The sequence below is a fragment of the Paraburkholderia sediminicola genome (assembly GCF_902859805.1).
Lineage (GTDB): Bacteria > Pseudomonadota > Gammaproteobacteria > Burkholderiales > Burkholderiaceae > Paraburkholderia > Paraburkholderia sediminicola.
Genome location: NZ_CADIKC010000007.1, coordinates 453227 through 467885 on the forward strand (window position 1 = coordinate 453227; position 14659 = coordinate 467885).

Genomic DNA, 14659 nt, shown 5'->3' on the forward strand with positions numbered 1-14659 from the left:
GACCTCGCGGATGACAAATGACGTTTGTTCAGGAACGCAATCTGGTGCGCCGATTTGCTTAACGTACCTTCTGTGCGTAGCGCCAGGCGAGTTCGGCCATTGGCTTCGCACGACGGCCGGCATCGAGCGCCTGAGCGCTGGCCGCGGTGCCGTCGACTACACGCTTCATGATCCCTTGCAGGATCGCCGCGATGCGGAACATGTTGTACGCGAGATAGAAATTCCAGTCGCCGTGGATTTCGAAGCCCGTGCGCTTGCAATAGCGTTCGACGTACTGCGCTTCGTCGGGAATGCCGAGGGCCGCCCAGTCGAGGCCTGCAATGCCGCGGAATTGCGCCGGGTCGACGTGCCACGCCATGCAGTGATAGGCGAAGTCGGCGAGCGGGTCACCGAGCGTCGATAGTTCCCAGTCGAGTACGGCCAGTACGCGTGGTTCGGTGGGGTGAAAGATCAGATTGTCGAGCCGGTAGTCGCCATGCACGACCGAGGCGCGCTCGCTTGTTTCAGCCGGCATATGCTGCGGCAGCCATTCGATCAGGCGCTGCATCGCGTCGATCGATTCGGTTTCGGACGCGACGTACTGCTTGCTCCAACGACCGATCTGGCGTGCGAAGTAATTGCCCGGTTTGCCGTAATCGGCTAGACCGATTGCGGCGACGTCGACGCTATGCAGCGCGGCGATCACACGATTCATTTCGTCGTAAATCGCCGCGCGCTCCGCAGGCGCCATGCCGGGTAGAGACTGGTCCCACAGCACGCGGCCTTCGACGAACTCCATCACGTAAAACGCCCGGCCGATCACACTTTCGTCTTCGCACAAGGCGAGCATGTTCGCGACCGGCACGTCAGTGTCGGCGAGCGCATGCATCACGCGGTATTCGCGTTCGACCGCGTGCGCCGAGGGCAGTAACTTCGCGGCTGGCCCGGGTTTCGCGCGCATCACGTACGAGCGCGACGGCGTGACGAGTTTGAAGGTGGGATTCGACTGGCCGCCGGCGAATTGCTCAAGCGTGAGCGGTCCGGCAAATCCGTCGACATGCTGGGTTAGCCACGCAGCGAGCGCATCGCTGTCGAAGCGTTGCCGCTCGTTGACCGGACGCGTGCCCTCGAAGGCCGAGTAATCCGGTTTCTGTTCTGGTTCGCCGGTCTGTGTGGCTTGCACCATGTGTCTCCTCCAGTTCGGGTTCAGCTACGCTTGTATTGAATGAATTGTGCGTAGAGCATTTCCATCGTGGTGTTGCGAACGTCGCGATGGAGCGGCGACGGCGGTGAATAGTTGATCGCGCGCAGCACCCAGTCGCGTGGCTCGGCGCCGACGTCGAGCGCGTTGATGCAACCGGTGGCCTGTGCCAGATGGCCGAAGAAAGTGCGGCCGCCGGCGGTAAGCGCGTGCGAGAGAATCGCGCGATTCACGCCGCCATGCAGCACCAGCAGCACGGTGTCCCACGACGTGTCCGCGCGCAACGCCTCCACCGCGGGCAACACGCGGTCGAACAACGCGCCGATGGTTTCGCCGTCGAGAAAGCGCGTGCTTTCCGGCACGATGCCGTCGAACACACCGAGAAATGCCGCTTCGATATCCTGCGGCGGAATGTTGCTGAGCTTGCCGCCGCGAATTTCCTGCCATGCCGGCTCGATGTCGAGCGCGATCTGCTGACCGGTCTCGGCCAATACGCGTTGCGCGGTTTCGATCGTGCGCGGCAAGCCGCTCACGATCACCCGGTCGAACCGGACTCGCTGCTCGGCGAACACGCGGCCTGCCGCGCTGGCCTGTTCGCGGCCGTTCGCATTCAACGGCACCGTTTCCGGATCGATCGCGCGGCCGCTGTCGTCGAAGTAGGTCACGTCACCGTGACGCATCAGGAAGATGCGGCGGCGTTTGGGGAGTTGATAGTCAGGCATCGTCCCTTCGTTCGCTTATGTTTACTTGTAGACCGGAGCGCGTTTTTCGAGGAACGCTGAAATCCCTTCGAGACCGTCGCGATGGTGCAGTGAGGCGACGAAGCTGTCGCGTTCAGCGACCAGATGTTCAGCAAGCGGCTGTGCACCGGCCGCGCCGATGAGCCCCTTGATGCGCGCGACTGAATTCGGTGAAATCTTGCCGAGCTCGTCGGCCCAGGCGACAGCGGTGTCGCGCACGGCGCCGGTCTTCGCCAGTTTGTTGACGACGCCGAGATCGTGCAGACGCGAGGCGCCGATCGGTTTGCCCTCGATCAACACTTCGGTCGCCAGTTGACGCGGCAAGGCTTGCGCGAGAAACCACGAGCCGCCGCCATCGGGCGTGAGACCGACGCGCGCATACGACATCACGAACTTGGCGTCTTCCGCTGCGACGATCAGGTCGCACGCGAGCGCAAGCGAAAACCCCGCGCCGGCTGCGGCGCCATCGACGGCGGCGATCACCGGCTTCGACGATAAACGCAGCGCCGAAATCCATTCGCCGAGCAGATCGATGCTCTCCGCCTGCACCGACGGATCTTTCGCGCGGTTTTCCAGCAGACGGTTCAGATTGCCGCCGGCACAAAAGAAATTGTCCGCGCCGGTAATCACGACGGCGCGGATCGACGGATCGCGCTCCACCGATTCGAGCGCTTCGATGCCCGCGGCATACATGTCCGGATGCAGCGCATTGCGGGCGCCGGGGTTCGACAGCGTGAGGACCAGCGTCGATTCGCTTTCGGTCGGGCGTGAGGTCAGCAGTTCGGCGCTCATTGTTGGGTCTCCGTTTGAGTGTCGGCAGCGTCGCGTTGCGTCAGCGACAGGCCAAGTTGCGCGCGCCGTGCAAGCCAGGGCGATGGGCGATAGCGTGGATCGCCGAGCACGCTGAAGATATTGCGCAAGATGGTGAGGATCGTTTTCGCGCCCAATGCATCGCCGAGTGCGAGCGGTCCGCGCGGGTAGCCGAGGCCTAGCGTCACTGCGAGGTCGATGTCCTCCGGCGTCGCGATCTGTTTTTGCGCGATGTCGCAGCCGATGTTGACGATGGTCGCCACGACGCGTTGCGCAACAAAGCCGGTCGAATCGCGTATTACGGTAACGGGAACGCCATCCGCGGCAAACAGGGCGTGCGCGGTGTCGCGTGCGGCGCGGCTGGTGGCGGGTGTCGTCATCAGCGTGCGGCGCTGCGCGGCGGCCAGCGGGAAGAGGGCGTCGATGGCGACAACGCGAGTTGCATCGAGTGCTTCGTCGACGGCAGCGGTGGTCGCGTCATGACCGAACGGTGTCACGATAATCAACGAGTCCGCTGCGGGCGTAGCGCCTTCGTCGAGCTTTACGCCGGCCTTGGCGATGAGTTGCACGACGGCTTTATGCGCCTTCGGATAGCGCTTGCTGACCCACACGCTGTGCGGCAGTTCGGTCGGCGCAGGCGCTTCGGCTGGCACTTGCTGCTTGCCGTCTTCATAGCGGTAAAAGCCTTCGCCCGTTTTGCGGCCAATCAGTCCGCCCGCGAGCCGCGTGCCTGTGATCGGCGAGGGCGTGAAGCGCGGTTCTTCATAGAACTGGTGATAGATCGACTCCATCACCGGATGCGACACGTCGAGCGCGGTCAGATCGAGCAGTTCGAACGGGCCGAGGCGAAAGCCCGCCTGCTCGCGCATGATGCGGTCGATGTCAGCGAAGCTCGCCACGCCTTCGCCCGCTACGCGCAGGCCCTCGGTATTCATGCCGCGACCGGCGTGATTGACGATGAAGCCGGGCATGTCTTTCGCGCGCACCGGCGTGTGGCCCATGCGGCGCGCGAGTTCCATCAGCGCGTCGCCGATGGCGGGATCGCTGCGCAGGCCGTCGATCACTTCGACGACCTTCATCAACGGAACCGGATTGAAGAAGTGATAACCGGCTACCCGCGACGGATTCGTGCAGCCCGCCGCGATCGCGGTAATCGACAACGACGACGTGTTCGACGCCAGCACGCATCGCCCGCTCACCACCGTTTCGAGTTCGCGAAAGAGCGCTTGCTTCACATCGAGCTTTTCGACGATCGCCTCGACGACCAGGTCGCAATCGGCCAGATCGCCGATAACTTGCGCGCCGCTCACGTTCGCCAGTGCGGCGAGCGAGCGGGCCTGATCGAGCTTGCCTTTGGCAGTCAATTTGGCGAAAGTCTCGGCAAGGTAGTCGCGCGCGGCGCCGATCGCAGCAGGGTTCGTGTCGTAGAGACGCACGGTGAGGCCCGCCAGCGCGGCAATCTGGGCGATGCCACGGCCCATTGCACCGGTTCCGACAATGCCGATAGTCTCGATGCTGAAATTGCGAGAGGTCATTGTGATGCTCGACTCCATGGTTATTTTAGAATAGCACGATCGTGCAATTTACTGGATGATTGATCGAAGTCCGCTGCGTTGATTTTGACGGGCGGTCTCAAACAACCCGAAGAAAGGAGACACCCGATGATCAAGCTGTGCGGTTTCGCGCTCTCTAACTATTACAACAAGGTGAAGTTCGTGCTCCTCGAACACGGCATTCCGTTCGAGGAAGTGTTCGTGCTGCCGAGCCAGGAAGAAACCGTGCTCGAGCATTCTCCGCTCGGCAAGGTGCCCTATATCCAGACCGAACACGGCGATCTGTGCGAATCGCAAGGCATCGTCGAGTATCTGGCCGCGCGTTTTCCTGACAAGGCAATTTTCTCCGCCGATCCTTGGGAAGCGGCCAAGGAGCGCGAATTGATCATGTTCGTGGATGTGCATCTCGAACTGACCGCGCGCAATCTCTACAAGGAAGCATTTTTCGGTGGCACCGTGACTGACGCGACCAAGGGGCGCGTCGAGAAGCTGCTTGCGCATCACATTGCCGGCTTCAAACGGATCGCAGAGTTCGGGCCGTACCTGCGCGGCGAGCGCTTCAGTGTCGCCGACACCGCGGGTTTTGTGAGCTTGCCGCTGGTGGGCATGGCGACGCAGACCATCTACGGCCGCGACTTTCTGCTCGACGCCGGCGTGGACTGGAAAAGCTATGTGAAGGCGATCAACGCCCGGCCGGCTGCGCAGCGCGTGACCGATGATCGCAAGGCATATATCGCGGCTTCGCGTCCGGCTTGAGGCATGGCGGTGTTGCGGTTGAAATGAATCCGGATGCGGGCGGGCAGCGCACGCGTAGGCCGCTGCGCGCGATGGCGAGGAACGTGGGTTCGTTCGCAGCATCGCGCGGGGCGTCCTAGAGCCGCGCCAGCCTGTCGAGCGCGGTGGTGAGGGTGGCTTCCTGCTTGGCAAAGCAGAAGCGCACCACGCCCGATTCATGCGCCTCGTGATAGAACGCCGAAACGGGAATTGCCGCGACACCGATCTCGCCGGTCAGCCATTGCGCAAATTCGGCTTCGGGCAAATCGCTGATCGCCGAATAGTCGACGCACTGAAAGTAGGTGCCCGTGCAAGGCAGCAGCCTGAAGCGTGAATTCGCGAGGCCGGCGCGGAAGTAGTCACGTTTCTTCTGATAAAACGCGGGGAGATCCAGATACGGTGCCGGATCCTTCATGTATTCCGCGAGGCCGACCTGCATCGGCGTGTTGACCGTGAATACGTTGAACTGGTGCACTTTGCGGAATTCAGCCGTGAGAGCAGCGGGCGCCGCCACGTAGCCGATCTTCCAGCCGGTGACGTGATAAGTCTTGCCGAAGCTCGACACCACGAAACTGCGCTGCGCCAGTTCCGGATAACGCGCGACGCTTTCGTGCGGCGCGCCGTCGTACACCATGTGTTCGTAGACTTCGTCGGACAGGATCAGCACGTTGGTGCCACGCACGATTTCTTCGAGCTTGCGCATGTCTTCCGCGCGCCAGACCGTTCCGGTCGGATTGTGCGGGGTGTTGATCAGCAGGAGCCGCGTTTTCGGCGTGATCGCGGCGGCGAGCTTGTCGAACGGAATCGCGTAGTCGGGCGCGTCGAGCGTGACGAATACCGGCTTGCCGCCGGCCAGTTCGATCGACGGCAGGTAGCTGTCGTAGGTCGGCTCGACTACGATCACTTCGTCGCCCGGATGCACGGTGCAGAGAATCGCGGTCAGCAGCGCCTGCGTGGCGCCTGCCGTCACGGTGATCTCGCTGGTGGCGTCGTAGCGGCGGCCGTACAGGTTCGCGATTTTGTCCGAGATTGCCTGACGCAGCGGGGCGGCGCCCGCCATCGGCGGATATTGGTTGTGGCCGTCGCGCATGGCGTTTGCGACCGCGTTGACAATGCGGGGATCGCAGCCGAAGTCGGGAAAGCCCTGGCCGAGGTTCACCGCGCCTTTTTCGGCGGCGAGCGCGCTCATCACGGTGAAAATCGTCGTGCCGACGTCCGGCAAGCGGGACGGAAACGAGGGACTCATGGGCGTGTCGTGCGGTGCATTCATGGCGCTGTCCGGAGCGTAGTCGAGTGAGTTGGCAAAAGACGTCGTTCGAAAAGGACGAAGCCTGATTGTAGGGAATCGGGGCCCTGCGTGCGCGCAGTTGGCCCGACGTTGGCCATCCGGCCAGGGGTCATACGGACGCTGGCTCGTCCGCGATTGCCACACAGGCGCTGACGAACGGCGCCGGCTGCGCAATCTGGAAACCGAAGTCACGCGCAATCCGCTTGGCCAGTTTCAACACCGCGCGGTCTTTCGACACCAGCCAGTCGGCCTGTGCGGCGTGCGCGAGTTCGAGGAATTTCTGGTCGTCGCGGTCTTTGCATTTCGGCAACGGCCTGGCATCTTCCGCCGGTGCAACGGGTTCGACCAACTGCGCGAGGCTTGCAACGACGGCAAGCGCCGCCGCCTTGTCCACATTGCGATGCACGAATTGCGGGTAGTCGAGCACGTAGGTGAGTTCGGCGAGGCAGCGCGCGTCGATCAGCGCGGCGAGCGCGCCACTTTCGAGCGCGGCGCGGATCGGCCGCGTGTGCGGATCGTCGAACACGAGAATATCGATCCACACATTGGAATCGAGGACGACGCGCAAAGCGCCGTGTGAGGCATGGGAACCGGGCATTCGTTACAATCTGGCTTTCGTCTTTGACCGCCAGGCACGGCGTGCCTGCAAGCCTCTATGATAATCGTTCTGTCGCCGGCGAAATCGCTCGACTACGAAACCCCTCCGCACGTCAAAAAGCACACGATCCCCGATTTCGTCGACGATGCGGCCGAATTGATCGGTGGATTGCGCCTTTTGTCGCCGCAGCAGATCGGTTCGTTGATGAGCATTTCCGACCAGCTCGCGCACCTCAATTTCCAACGGTACGCGGAATGGTCGCCCAGTTTCGGCACGCATAACGCCAAGCAGGCCGTGCTCGCGTTCAACGGCGATGTGTACGAAGGTTTCAATGCCAGGACGCTGTCTTCGGCCGATCTGGATTACGCGCAGAATCACGTGCGCGTGCTTTCCGGCCTGTACGGACTGCTGCGCCCGCTCGATCTGCTGCAACCGTATCGCCTCGAAATGGGAACGCGCTTTGCCAATACGCGGGGCAAGGATCTGTACGCGTTCTGGGGCGAACGGATCACGCAGGCGTTGAACGCGCAATTGAAGAAGCGCGCTGCCGCTTCGCGCGTGCTGGTCAACTGCGCGTCGGGTGAGTACTTCAAGTCGGTCAAACCCAAGGTGCTCGAAGCGCCGATCATCACACCGGTGTTCGAAGACTGGAAGGGCGGCCGCTACAAGATCATCAGCTTTCATGCAAAGCGCGCGCGCGGCCTGATGGCGCGCTACGCGGTCGAAAACCGTCTCGACAAACCCGAGCAACTGAAGGGCTTCAACGCCGAAGGCTACGCGTTCGACGCCGAAGCCTCGAACGATTCCACCTACGTATTCCGCCGCCGCATCGCTGACTAAGCGATTGCCGCGCACACAAGCAGGGAAGAACATCATGACGCTATCGATTACGAGCAACTTCGACGCGGGCGCGATCGAAGTGCTGGCCTGCGAAGACGCCGGCAACATCCGTTTGCGCGTGCGACCGGACAGTCACGCCGAATTCGCACAGTGGTTTTACTTCCGTTTGTCCGGCGCGGCCGGCGAGCGCTGCGTGATGACCTTCGAAAATGCTGCGGCGTGCGCTTTTGCCGAAGGCTGGCGCGACTACCAGGCAGTGGCAAGCTATGACCGTGTGAACTGGTTCCGTGTGCCGACTTCCTACGACGGTCGCGTGTTGACGATCGACCACACGCCGGATTTCGACCGCATTTACTACGCGTATTTCGAGCCGTATAGCGAGGAACGTCACTCGGAGTTTCTCGGTGCGATCCAGCAGATGCCGCAGGCCACGCTCACGGAGTTGGGCACGACCGTCGAAGGCCGGCCGATGTCGCTGCTGACGCTTGGTACTCCGCAAACCGGTGACACGCCCAGGAAGAAGATCTGGCTGATCGCGCGCCAGCATCCTGGCGAGACGATGGCCGAATGGTTCATCGAAGGTCTCGTCAAGCGTCTCGCGGGTTGGGGCGATTGGGCGGGCGATCCGGTGGCGCGCAAGCTTTACGATCACGCGGTGTTCTACATCGTGCCGAACATGAATCCGGACGGTAGCGTGCACGGCAATCTGCGCACTAACGCAATGGGCGCGAACCTGAACCGTGAGTGGATGGAGCCGGACGCCGCGCGCAGCCCCGAGGTGCTGGTGGTGCGTGATGCGATTCACGCGACCGGTTGCGACCTCTTTTTCGATATCCACGGCGACGAGGCGTTACCGTACGTGTTCGTGGCTGGTTCTGAGATGCTGCCGGGCTTCACTGAGCGACAGGGCGAGGAGCAGAAAGCGTTCATCGAAGCATTCAAGCATGCGAGCCCGGATTTCCAGGACAAGTACGGCTACGCCGCGAGCAAGTATCGTGAGGACGCGCTCAAGCTGGCTTCGAAGTACATCGGCAACGAATTCGGCTGTCTGTCGTTGACGCTGGAGATGCCGTTCAAGGACAACGCCAATCTGCCGGACGAGCGGGTGGGTTGGAATGGTGAACGTAGCGCGTCGCTGGGCGCCGCCATGCTGCAAGCTATTTTGCGACACGTGGAGACGTTCGCGTAACTGGACGCCGCATAGAAAAACGGGGCACACACTCTGGAAGTGTGTGCCCCGTTTTTTTTGCCGGATGCGAGCCCGCTCTGTGGTGCGGACCCGTTGACGCAGCCTTCGCTCCTGTCCGCTATTGAGTCTTTTTCGCTGTGGACTTCTTCGCGGTCGATTTGCTCGAAGACTTGCTGGAAGTTGCTCGCGAAGATTTTCCCGAGCTTGCCTTCGAGGACTTGCCGGTCGCTTTCTTCGTAGTTTTGCCGCCGGCGGAGTGCTTGCCCTTCACACTCTTATGCTTGCCCGAGGACGCTCGCGACCCCGTTGACCCGGCGCTGTGCGCTCGGGCTGGCGGCACTGGATCGTTCCAGCTGAACGCCAGCATCTGGGCGCCCACATAGCCGCAACGGAATTTGAGATCGGCTGGATCTCCGCCGCCGCTCTGGCGGATACCGAGGCCCTCGACGGTAACGATGTTGTCCACCTTGACGCGCTGCTTGCCCTCGTCGAACGAATCGTTCCAGGGCGTGACCGCCGCATGCGCGCTGTCGAAGGAGCTGGGTGGAAATTCGACATGGTCGAAGGCGGTCGATGTGCTCGCAACAAAATTGCCATGAGCAGCGCAGTCCGCGACTAGCGGGTCCGCATGCATGTCATTGACAAATTTGTTGACGAGATCGTTGTGCTGTTCGAGTTGATCGGCGTATGCGGGAGCAGTGCAAATGAGCGAGAGACTCGCTGCAAATGTTGCCAACCGGCCGACCAACCGCAGCAATCGGCGCGGTACGTTGGTGCGATCCATCTAGTTCGTTAGACGCTAATAAGACATGAGGCACGTAAGATGCCTGGCGAGAGGGATGAGTTCAATCCTGACACAAATATTTTGTTCTGTCGTGGTGCGTGGACTCAGGCGCTTTATGTGCCGGGATGGCAGGTCGTCTTCGATACGTGTTCGATGCCGCGCTCGTGTCAGGTGCGTGGCCCGCCCAATCGGTACCGACGCACATCATAAGTGGTAACCCACGCCGGACGGTAGACCGCGATCAATGCTGTCGACATGCCCGTGAACCAGGCTTCGCCTGTGGCGAGCAGAAGCACGCTGAACGCGTAGCCGACCGGCACCACGGTCATCGAACCGTCTGCGAGTGTGATGTGAACGCCGAGCGCCGCGGCCGCCGTCAGCGACACGGCAATGGCGGGTGAGACAAAACCCTGGCCGAAGATGAACATGAAGAGGTTACGCGGCAGCCAGGCGATGCTGGCGCGCTGGATCAGGGTCGAGATACCGACAGGCAACGCACCGAACACGAGGAAAGTCAGTGCAATGCCTTGCCAGGGGGCGTCGAAGACGACTGCGGCGAGACCGGTGACGATCGCCATGGCGATCAGCGCCAGCGCCCAGTCGAATAATGTGACGACCAGTGTGGCGCCGAGCAGATGCATGACAGTACCGTCGTCGAGCCACGCGTTGCTCGCCCACAGCACGGACACCGCAACGATGATCGCGAGCCAGACATGCTGGAGCGTGCCATCCTGAAGTCGTTTGAAAGGATTTTTCCACAGCGCGAGCGCAACCACTATCGCAGTGGCGATCCAGCCACCGACAGCGACCCAGAACGGAAGCGGTGTGTAGAGGAAACCCATGTATCTCATATTACTCGTTGGACGAGAAAAGGTGTGAGCGGATTCCATGCCAGCCGGCGCGAACGCTGCGAGGAAACGCGCGTTTCGATTCTGGCGTGCGCGCCGGCTGACGTTATGCCGGACCTTGCGTGACCTGTTCCGCCGTCAATCCCGCGGGCGCATCGCCGTATGGCGTGGTCGGTTCGGCCGCCATTGGCAGCGTGTCGGCCGTGTCGTTCGCGGGCAACGGATACTGGAAGCGGCGCAGTGTGCGACGCCGCAATGGCACCACCCCGGCTTGCCCCATTACCGGACGCACCTGAGCTCCGCCGTCGTTGCGCAGTACTTGCAAATGAGCCGACAGCCAACCGTTGTACAGCGCGACCGCGGCGGCGCGGTTAGGCGCTCCGAGTTGCTGAAAAATGCTGGTTAGATGGATCTTGACGGTGCCTTCACTGATGCCGAGCGTGCGCGCGATCATCTTGTTGGTGCTGCCCATGTGGACGCAGCGCATGATCTGCTCCTGGCGGGGTGACAGGCCGTTGGAAAGTTTGGCCCGGCGCGGTGGTGGGCTCTTTTCATCGAACGGCCGGATGGTGGCATCCGGCGGTAGCGGAGGATTGAGCGCCAACGCGCCGGGCGGCACATAGTGGCCGCCTAGCAGGACCATCTCGAAAGCGCGCACGATCAGGCATGGGGCGGTTTCGCGCGGAATGACGCCGAGCACACCTTCGTCCATGAGGTCCCGCACGACAGCTGGGGAGACCTCGTCGGTCAGCACTGCAATGCGCAGGTCCGGATAGTGGCTGAGCAGATGACGGGTGTCGTCAACTGACATCCAGTCCTGCTGCCAGTCGATCACGAGCAGGTCGGGCCGCAGACGCTTGAGCGTACGCTCAACCTGACGCCAATCCTGTGCTTCGTTAAAGCGCGCTAGCCGGTCGATTTGCCGCAGCAATGCTTTGAGTCCATCGCGTCGTTCCGCGTCTGAGTTGAGAATTGAGAATCGCATGCCATGTCTCCAGATGAATCGGGCGAGGTGACGCGATGCGTGCGGGCCGGCGAAGGTGCCGGGCGCATTGCGATGCACCACCGGCACTATGATGACAAATTCCCTTCGGTTTGACCCCCTGTCCAAAAGGCATAGGAGGAATGACATAAAAAAAGCCCCGCGCGTGGCGGGGCTCTCTGATGCAGACGGCGGCGCAATGACGCCGGTGCCGGTGGCTCAGTGGAAATGCGGTTGTGCGGGCTCCGCGTCCTCCGGCATTTCGGCGTGGACGATTTCGCCGAGCGGGTCCGCATAGAGCGGCACGCCGCAGTCATCGCAATATTCCGGCTCGAAGCGGCCCGAGTGACGGCGTACGTCTGTCACGCCGGTTTCCTTGAGCAATGCGACGATTTCTTCGAGCGGGTCGTCCGACGCTGCAGTCTCTTGCGGTTCTTCATCAATGCCGGGCTCGCCGTTCTCGCGGCCGTAAAGCGGCCATACGACGCCATAGATCACATCATTGCTGCCGCGGCGCGTGAAGCCGACGCGATATTCGTCGATACGGCGCTCGCCGAAGCCTGCGACAACCGCGCGCAATTCCTGCGGCGTTGCGCTGATGGTGTCGAACAGATAGCGCACGGCGGTGCGCACCGTGTGCGGGCGCACCCGTTCGTCGGCGTCGCGGCAGGCCGAATAATAGGCATCCGGCAGCAGACACTCGAACTCACATCCGGGCAGCACCAGCGACAGATTGGCGCCGCCTTGCGTTGCCCATTGTTCGAGGCATTGACCGCGCTCGATCCGGCTGCCGTTTTCTTCTTCCTGCCAGCGAAACGCCGGCTCGCCCACGGGCGCTGCGACCACCGCCAGCAGAAAGCGCGGGTCGGCCAGGATGGGTGAGGTTTCCGGCAGCTCGCCAAAATTGAGTTTGACGTTGCCACCCGCCATCGCTGCTTGCGCGAGTTGCTGGGCAATACGCCAGGTCTCGACGTGGTGACGCGGCAGTTGGTCGATGCTGTACAGGAACGGCACCATGGCCACACGCGTATTGGCCGCGAGCACGTGCGCTTGCAGGTGCGCGCGCAGCGCGTCGGCTGCGTCAACTTTGAGCGGGCCGGAAGGAATCATGTAGCGAGTCCAGGCCAGCACGGGCGCGGCAATCAGCAGCGCTTCATAAGGAGTGCCTTCATGGTCGACGATGAACGACTCGCTGTGCGTTTCCGCCATGTCGGCGAGTGCGCCGTAAGCATCAGGATGATTCTGCTGCAGATGATCCAGTGCGGCGTCCAGCGTAGTCTGGTTGGCGTTACGGACGATCTTGGTCAGCAGCGCATCGAGCTTCGCTTCCCAGAAGCGGTCTTCGGTGCGGCTGCCCGACGCGAAAAGCGCGAGCGAGAGACCGACAAGCTTGTCGGCATCGGGGGGGAGACGTTTGGCGATTCGCGAGCGCATAAATCCGGAAATTGGGAGGCACAGAACCTTATATTCTAGTCTTTTCTATGCCGCCATATTATTTGGCTGACTATGCCGGATGGATTGGGACGTTTCCACATTAAAAATAAGCCTGTTGCGGAGGGCATTGGATGCGTTGCGTGGCGTCCTGGCCGGATGATATAAGACATGCCCAGGGGCGTAGCTCGCCCCTATACTGACCACCGTCGGTGGGCGCCTGGCAAGCGTATGTCTATTCGTCGCTGTGGTCTGGCACAAGAGGAGATTCATAGTGAAATCGGACCAACTGATTGAGCGTCTCGCCGCTGTGTTCGCGTTGATCATATTGGTAGGTGGTTCGCTTCTGGTGCTTGCACCCTTTACGACAGCGCTGTTGTGGGGCGCCATTCTCAGTTATAGCTCGTGGGGCCTGTACCGGCGGCTCACTACGGCAGTCGGTGGGCGCCGAAAGCTCGCAGCGACGTTGATCGTGCTCATCATCCTGATTGTGGTGCTTGGTCCGTTCGTCTATGCCGGCTTTGCCTTTGGCGCGCACGTTCACGACATCGTCGCGTTGGTACAAAGGCTCTTCGAGGCTGGCTTGCCGGATTTGCCGCCGTGGGTCGGACGAATTCCGCTGGTTGGCTCGAACATCGAGGCGTTCTGGGCGAATGTAACGAGTAGCAACTCTGAACTGATCGCGCAAATGCGCGCGCTGGCGGCGCCGGCCGGCAAGTGGATTCTGGCGGCTGCGATTGCCGTTACGCACGGTCTGGGTTTGTTGGCACTGAGCATCGTGCTCGCGTTCTTCTTCTATACCGGAGGGGAGGGTGCGGCGGCCTGGCTGAGGGCAGGCATGCGCCGCATTGCCGGCGAACGTGCTGATTACTTGCTGGCGCTGGCGGGCAGTACGGTGAAGGGCGTGGTCTACGGGATTCTCGGCACGGCGCTCGTGCAAGGCATTCTTGCCGGCTTCGGTTGCTGGATTGCGGGCGTCCCGGCGCCGGCGCTGCTTGGGCTGGCGACGTTCTTCCTGTCGGTGATACCGGGCGGTCCGGTGGTCGTCTGGTTGCCTGCGGCGATCTGGCTGTATCACGGCGACTCAACTGGCTGGGCGATCTTTCTGGTTGTGTGGGGCGTGTTGGTCGTCGGCATGTCAGACAACGTCATCAAGCCGATCCTGATCGGCAAGAGTAGTGATATGCCGCTGATCCTGGTGATGCTGGGTATCCTGGGCGGTGCGTTTGCTTTTGGCTTCCTTGGTGTATTCATCGGCCCGACGTTGCTGGCGGTTGCCTATACCGTGCTGCACGATTGGACGATCGGCGCCCCGGCAGCGGACGCTCTGGCGCCCGACGTGAGAGCGCCAGTTGTTGATGAGCCCGGGCGCATAGAAAAGGCGCCTTGAAATAAATTCCAGATATGGCTTGCAAGGGGCGGTCGGGCTCGCTAGAATCTCGCTCTTTCGTGCTCCGGACACCGGGGCGCGGGAGGCGGGAGAGCCAGCAGTGGCAAGGCTTTGCGCGATGTGGGCGGGTTCAGAAAGTTGGAAAAACCTGTTGACGGCGTAGCGAAAGTTCTTCATAATCTCGTTTCTCTGCTGCTGATGCAGCGACGCAGAACGAAGCGGTGCCGGGTAGTTGAAGTGGGCGCGGGTTCG

General features: G+C 61.8%; 14 protein-coding genes. 4 read left to right on the forward strand and 10 right to left on the reverse strand.

What is annotated here, in order from left to right:
- Positions 1–58: 58 nt before the first annotated feature.
- The 4 genes from R8871_RS25160 to R8871_RS25175 are packed head-to-tail and all read right to left on the reverse strand — an operon-like array spanning position 59 to position 4265.
- On the reverse strand, positions 59–1165 hold the full coding sequence (locus R8871_RS25160) for a phosphotransferase (protein WP_175052876.1): 1107 nt from the start codon (positions 1163–1165) through the stop codon (positions 59–61).
- Positions 1166–1185: 20 nt separating this feature from the next.
- Positions 1186–1902, reverse strand: coding sequence for a histidine phosphatase family protein (locus R8871_RS25165; RefSeq protein WP_175052877.1), 717 nt, complete (start codon positions 1900–1902; stop codon positions 1186–1188).
- A gap of 21 nt (positions 1903–1923) precedes the next feature.
- A complete protein-coding gene (locus R8871_RS25170; RefSeq protein WP_175052878.1) occupies positions 1924–2712 on the reverse strand; it encodes an oxepin-CoA hydrolase, alternative type in 789 nt (262 codons plus the stop codon).
- On the reverse strand, positions 2709–4265 hold the full coding sequence (locus R8871_RS25175; RefSeq protein ID WP_175052879.1) for a 3-hydroxyacyl-CoA dehydrogenase: 1557 nt from the start codon (positions 4263–4265) through the stop codon (positions 2709–2711). The genes R8871_RS25170 and R8871_RS25175 overlap by 4 nt, the downstream gene beginning before the upstream one ends.
- Positions 4266–4391: 126 nt before the next feature.
- Between R8871_RS25175 and R8871_RS25180 the strand changes: the two genes are divergently transcribed.
- Positions 4392–5039 carry a glutathione S-transferase family protein gene (locus R8871_RS25180; RefSeq protein ID WP_175052880.1) on the forward strand — a complete coding sequence of 216 codons (648 nt, stop codon included), beginning with the start codon at positions 4392–4394 and terminating at the stop codon, positions 5037–5039.
- A gap of 115 nt (positions 5040–5154) precedes the next feature.
- Here the strand turns inward: R8871_RS25180 and R8871_RS25185 are convergent, their stop codons facing one another.
- The gene (locus tag R8871_RS25185; protein WP_175052881.1) at positions 5155–6327 is read right to left on the reverse strand and encodes a pyridoxal phosphate-dependent aminotransferase; all 1173 of its coding nucleotides are present in this window, start codon (positions 6325–6327) and stop codon (positions 5155–5157) included.
- A 127-nt stretch (positions 6328–6454) separates the two neighbouring features.
- Positions 6455–6943, reverse strand: a complete 489-nt coding sequence (locus R8871_RS25190) for a putative toxin-antitoxin system toxin component, PIN family (protein ID WP_175052882.1) — start codon at positions 6941–6943, stop codon at positions 6455–6457.
- A 57-nt stretch (positions 6944–7000) separates the two neighbouring features.
- On the opposite strand from R8871_RS25190, the gene yaaA reads away from it, so the two are divergent.
- Both yaaA and R8871_RS25200 read left to right on the forward strand, forming a co-directional pair.
- Entirely contained in the window at positions 7001–7783 is a 783-nt protein-coding gene (gene yaaA, locus R8871_RS25195; RefSeq protein ID WP_175052883.1) for a peroxide stress protein YaaA, read from the forward strand.
- A gap of 34 nt (positions 7784–7817) precedes the next feature.
- Positions 7818–8972, forward strand: a complete 1155-nt coding sequence (locus R8871_RS25200; RefSeq protein WP_175052884.1) for a M14 family metallopeptidase — start codon at positions 7818–7820, stop codon at positions 8970–8972.
- Between the two features lie 118 nt (positions 8973–9090).
- On the opposite strand, the gene R8871_RS25205 is transcribed toward R8871_RS25200, so the two are convergent.
- From R8871_RS25205 to R8871_RS25220, 4 genes are all read right to left on the reverse strand, one after another.
- Positions 9091–9756, reverse strand: coding sequence for a BspC domain-containing protein (locus tag R8871_RS25205; RefSeq protein WP_175052885.1), 666 nt, complete (start codon positions 9754–9756; stop codon positions 9091–9093).
- Positions 9757–9923: 167 nt separating this feature from the next.
- The gene (locus tag R8871_RS25210; protein WP_093639753.1) at positions 9924–10598 is read right to left on the reverse strand and encodes an energy-coupling factor ABC transporter permease; all 675 of its coding nucleotides are present in this window, start codon (positions 10596–10598) and stop codon (positions 9924–9926) included.
- A 112-nt stretch (positions 10599–10710) separates the two neighbouring features.
- On the reverse strand, positions 10711–11589 hold the full coding sequence (locus R8871_RS25215; protein ID WP_175052886.1) for a response regulator transcription factor: 879 nt from the start codon (positions 11587–11589) through the stop codon (positions 10711–10713).
- A 216-nt stretch (positions 11590–11805) separates the two neighbouring features.
- Complete coding sequence (locus tag R8871_RS25220; RefSeq protein ID WP_175052887.1) at positions 11806–13020, reverse strand: DUF2863 family protein; 1215 nt, start codon at positions 13018–13020, stop codon at positions 11806–11808.
- Positions 13021–13291: 271 nt separating this feature from the next.
- On the opposite strand from R8871_RS25220, the gene R8871_RS25225 reads away from it, so the two are divergent.
- Complete coding sequence (locus tag R8871_RS25225; RefSeq protein ID WP_175052888.1) at positions 13292–14407, forward strand: AI-2E family transporter; 1116 nt, start codon at positions 13292–13294, stop codon at positions 14405–14407.
- Positions 14408–14659 lie beyond the last annotated feature (252 nt).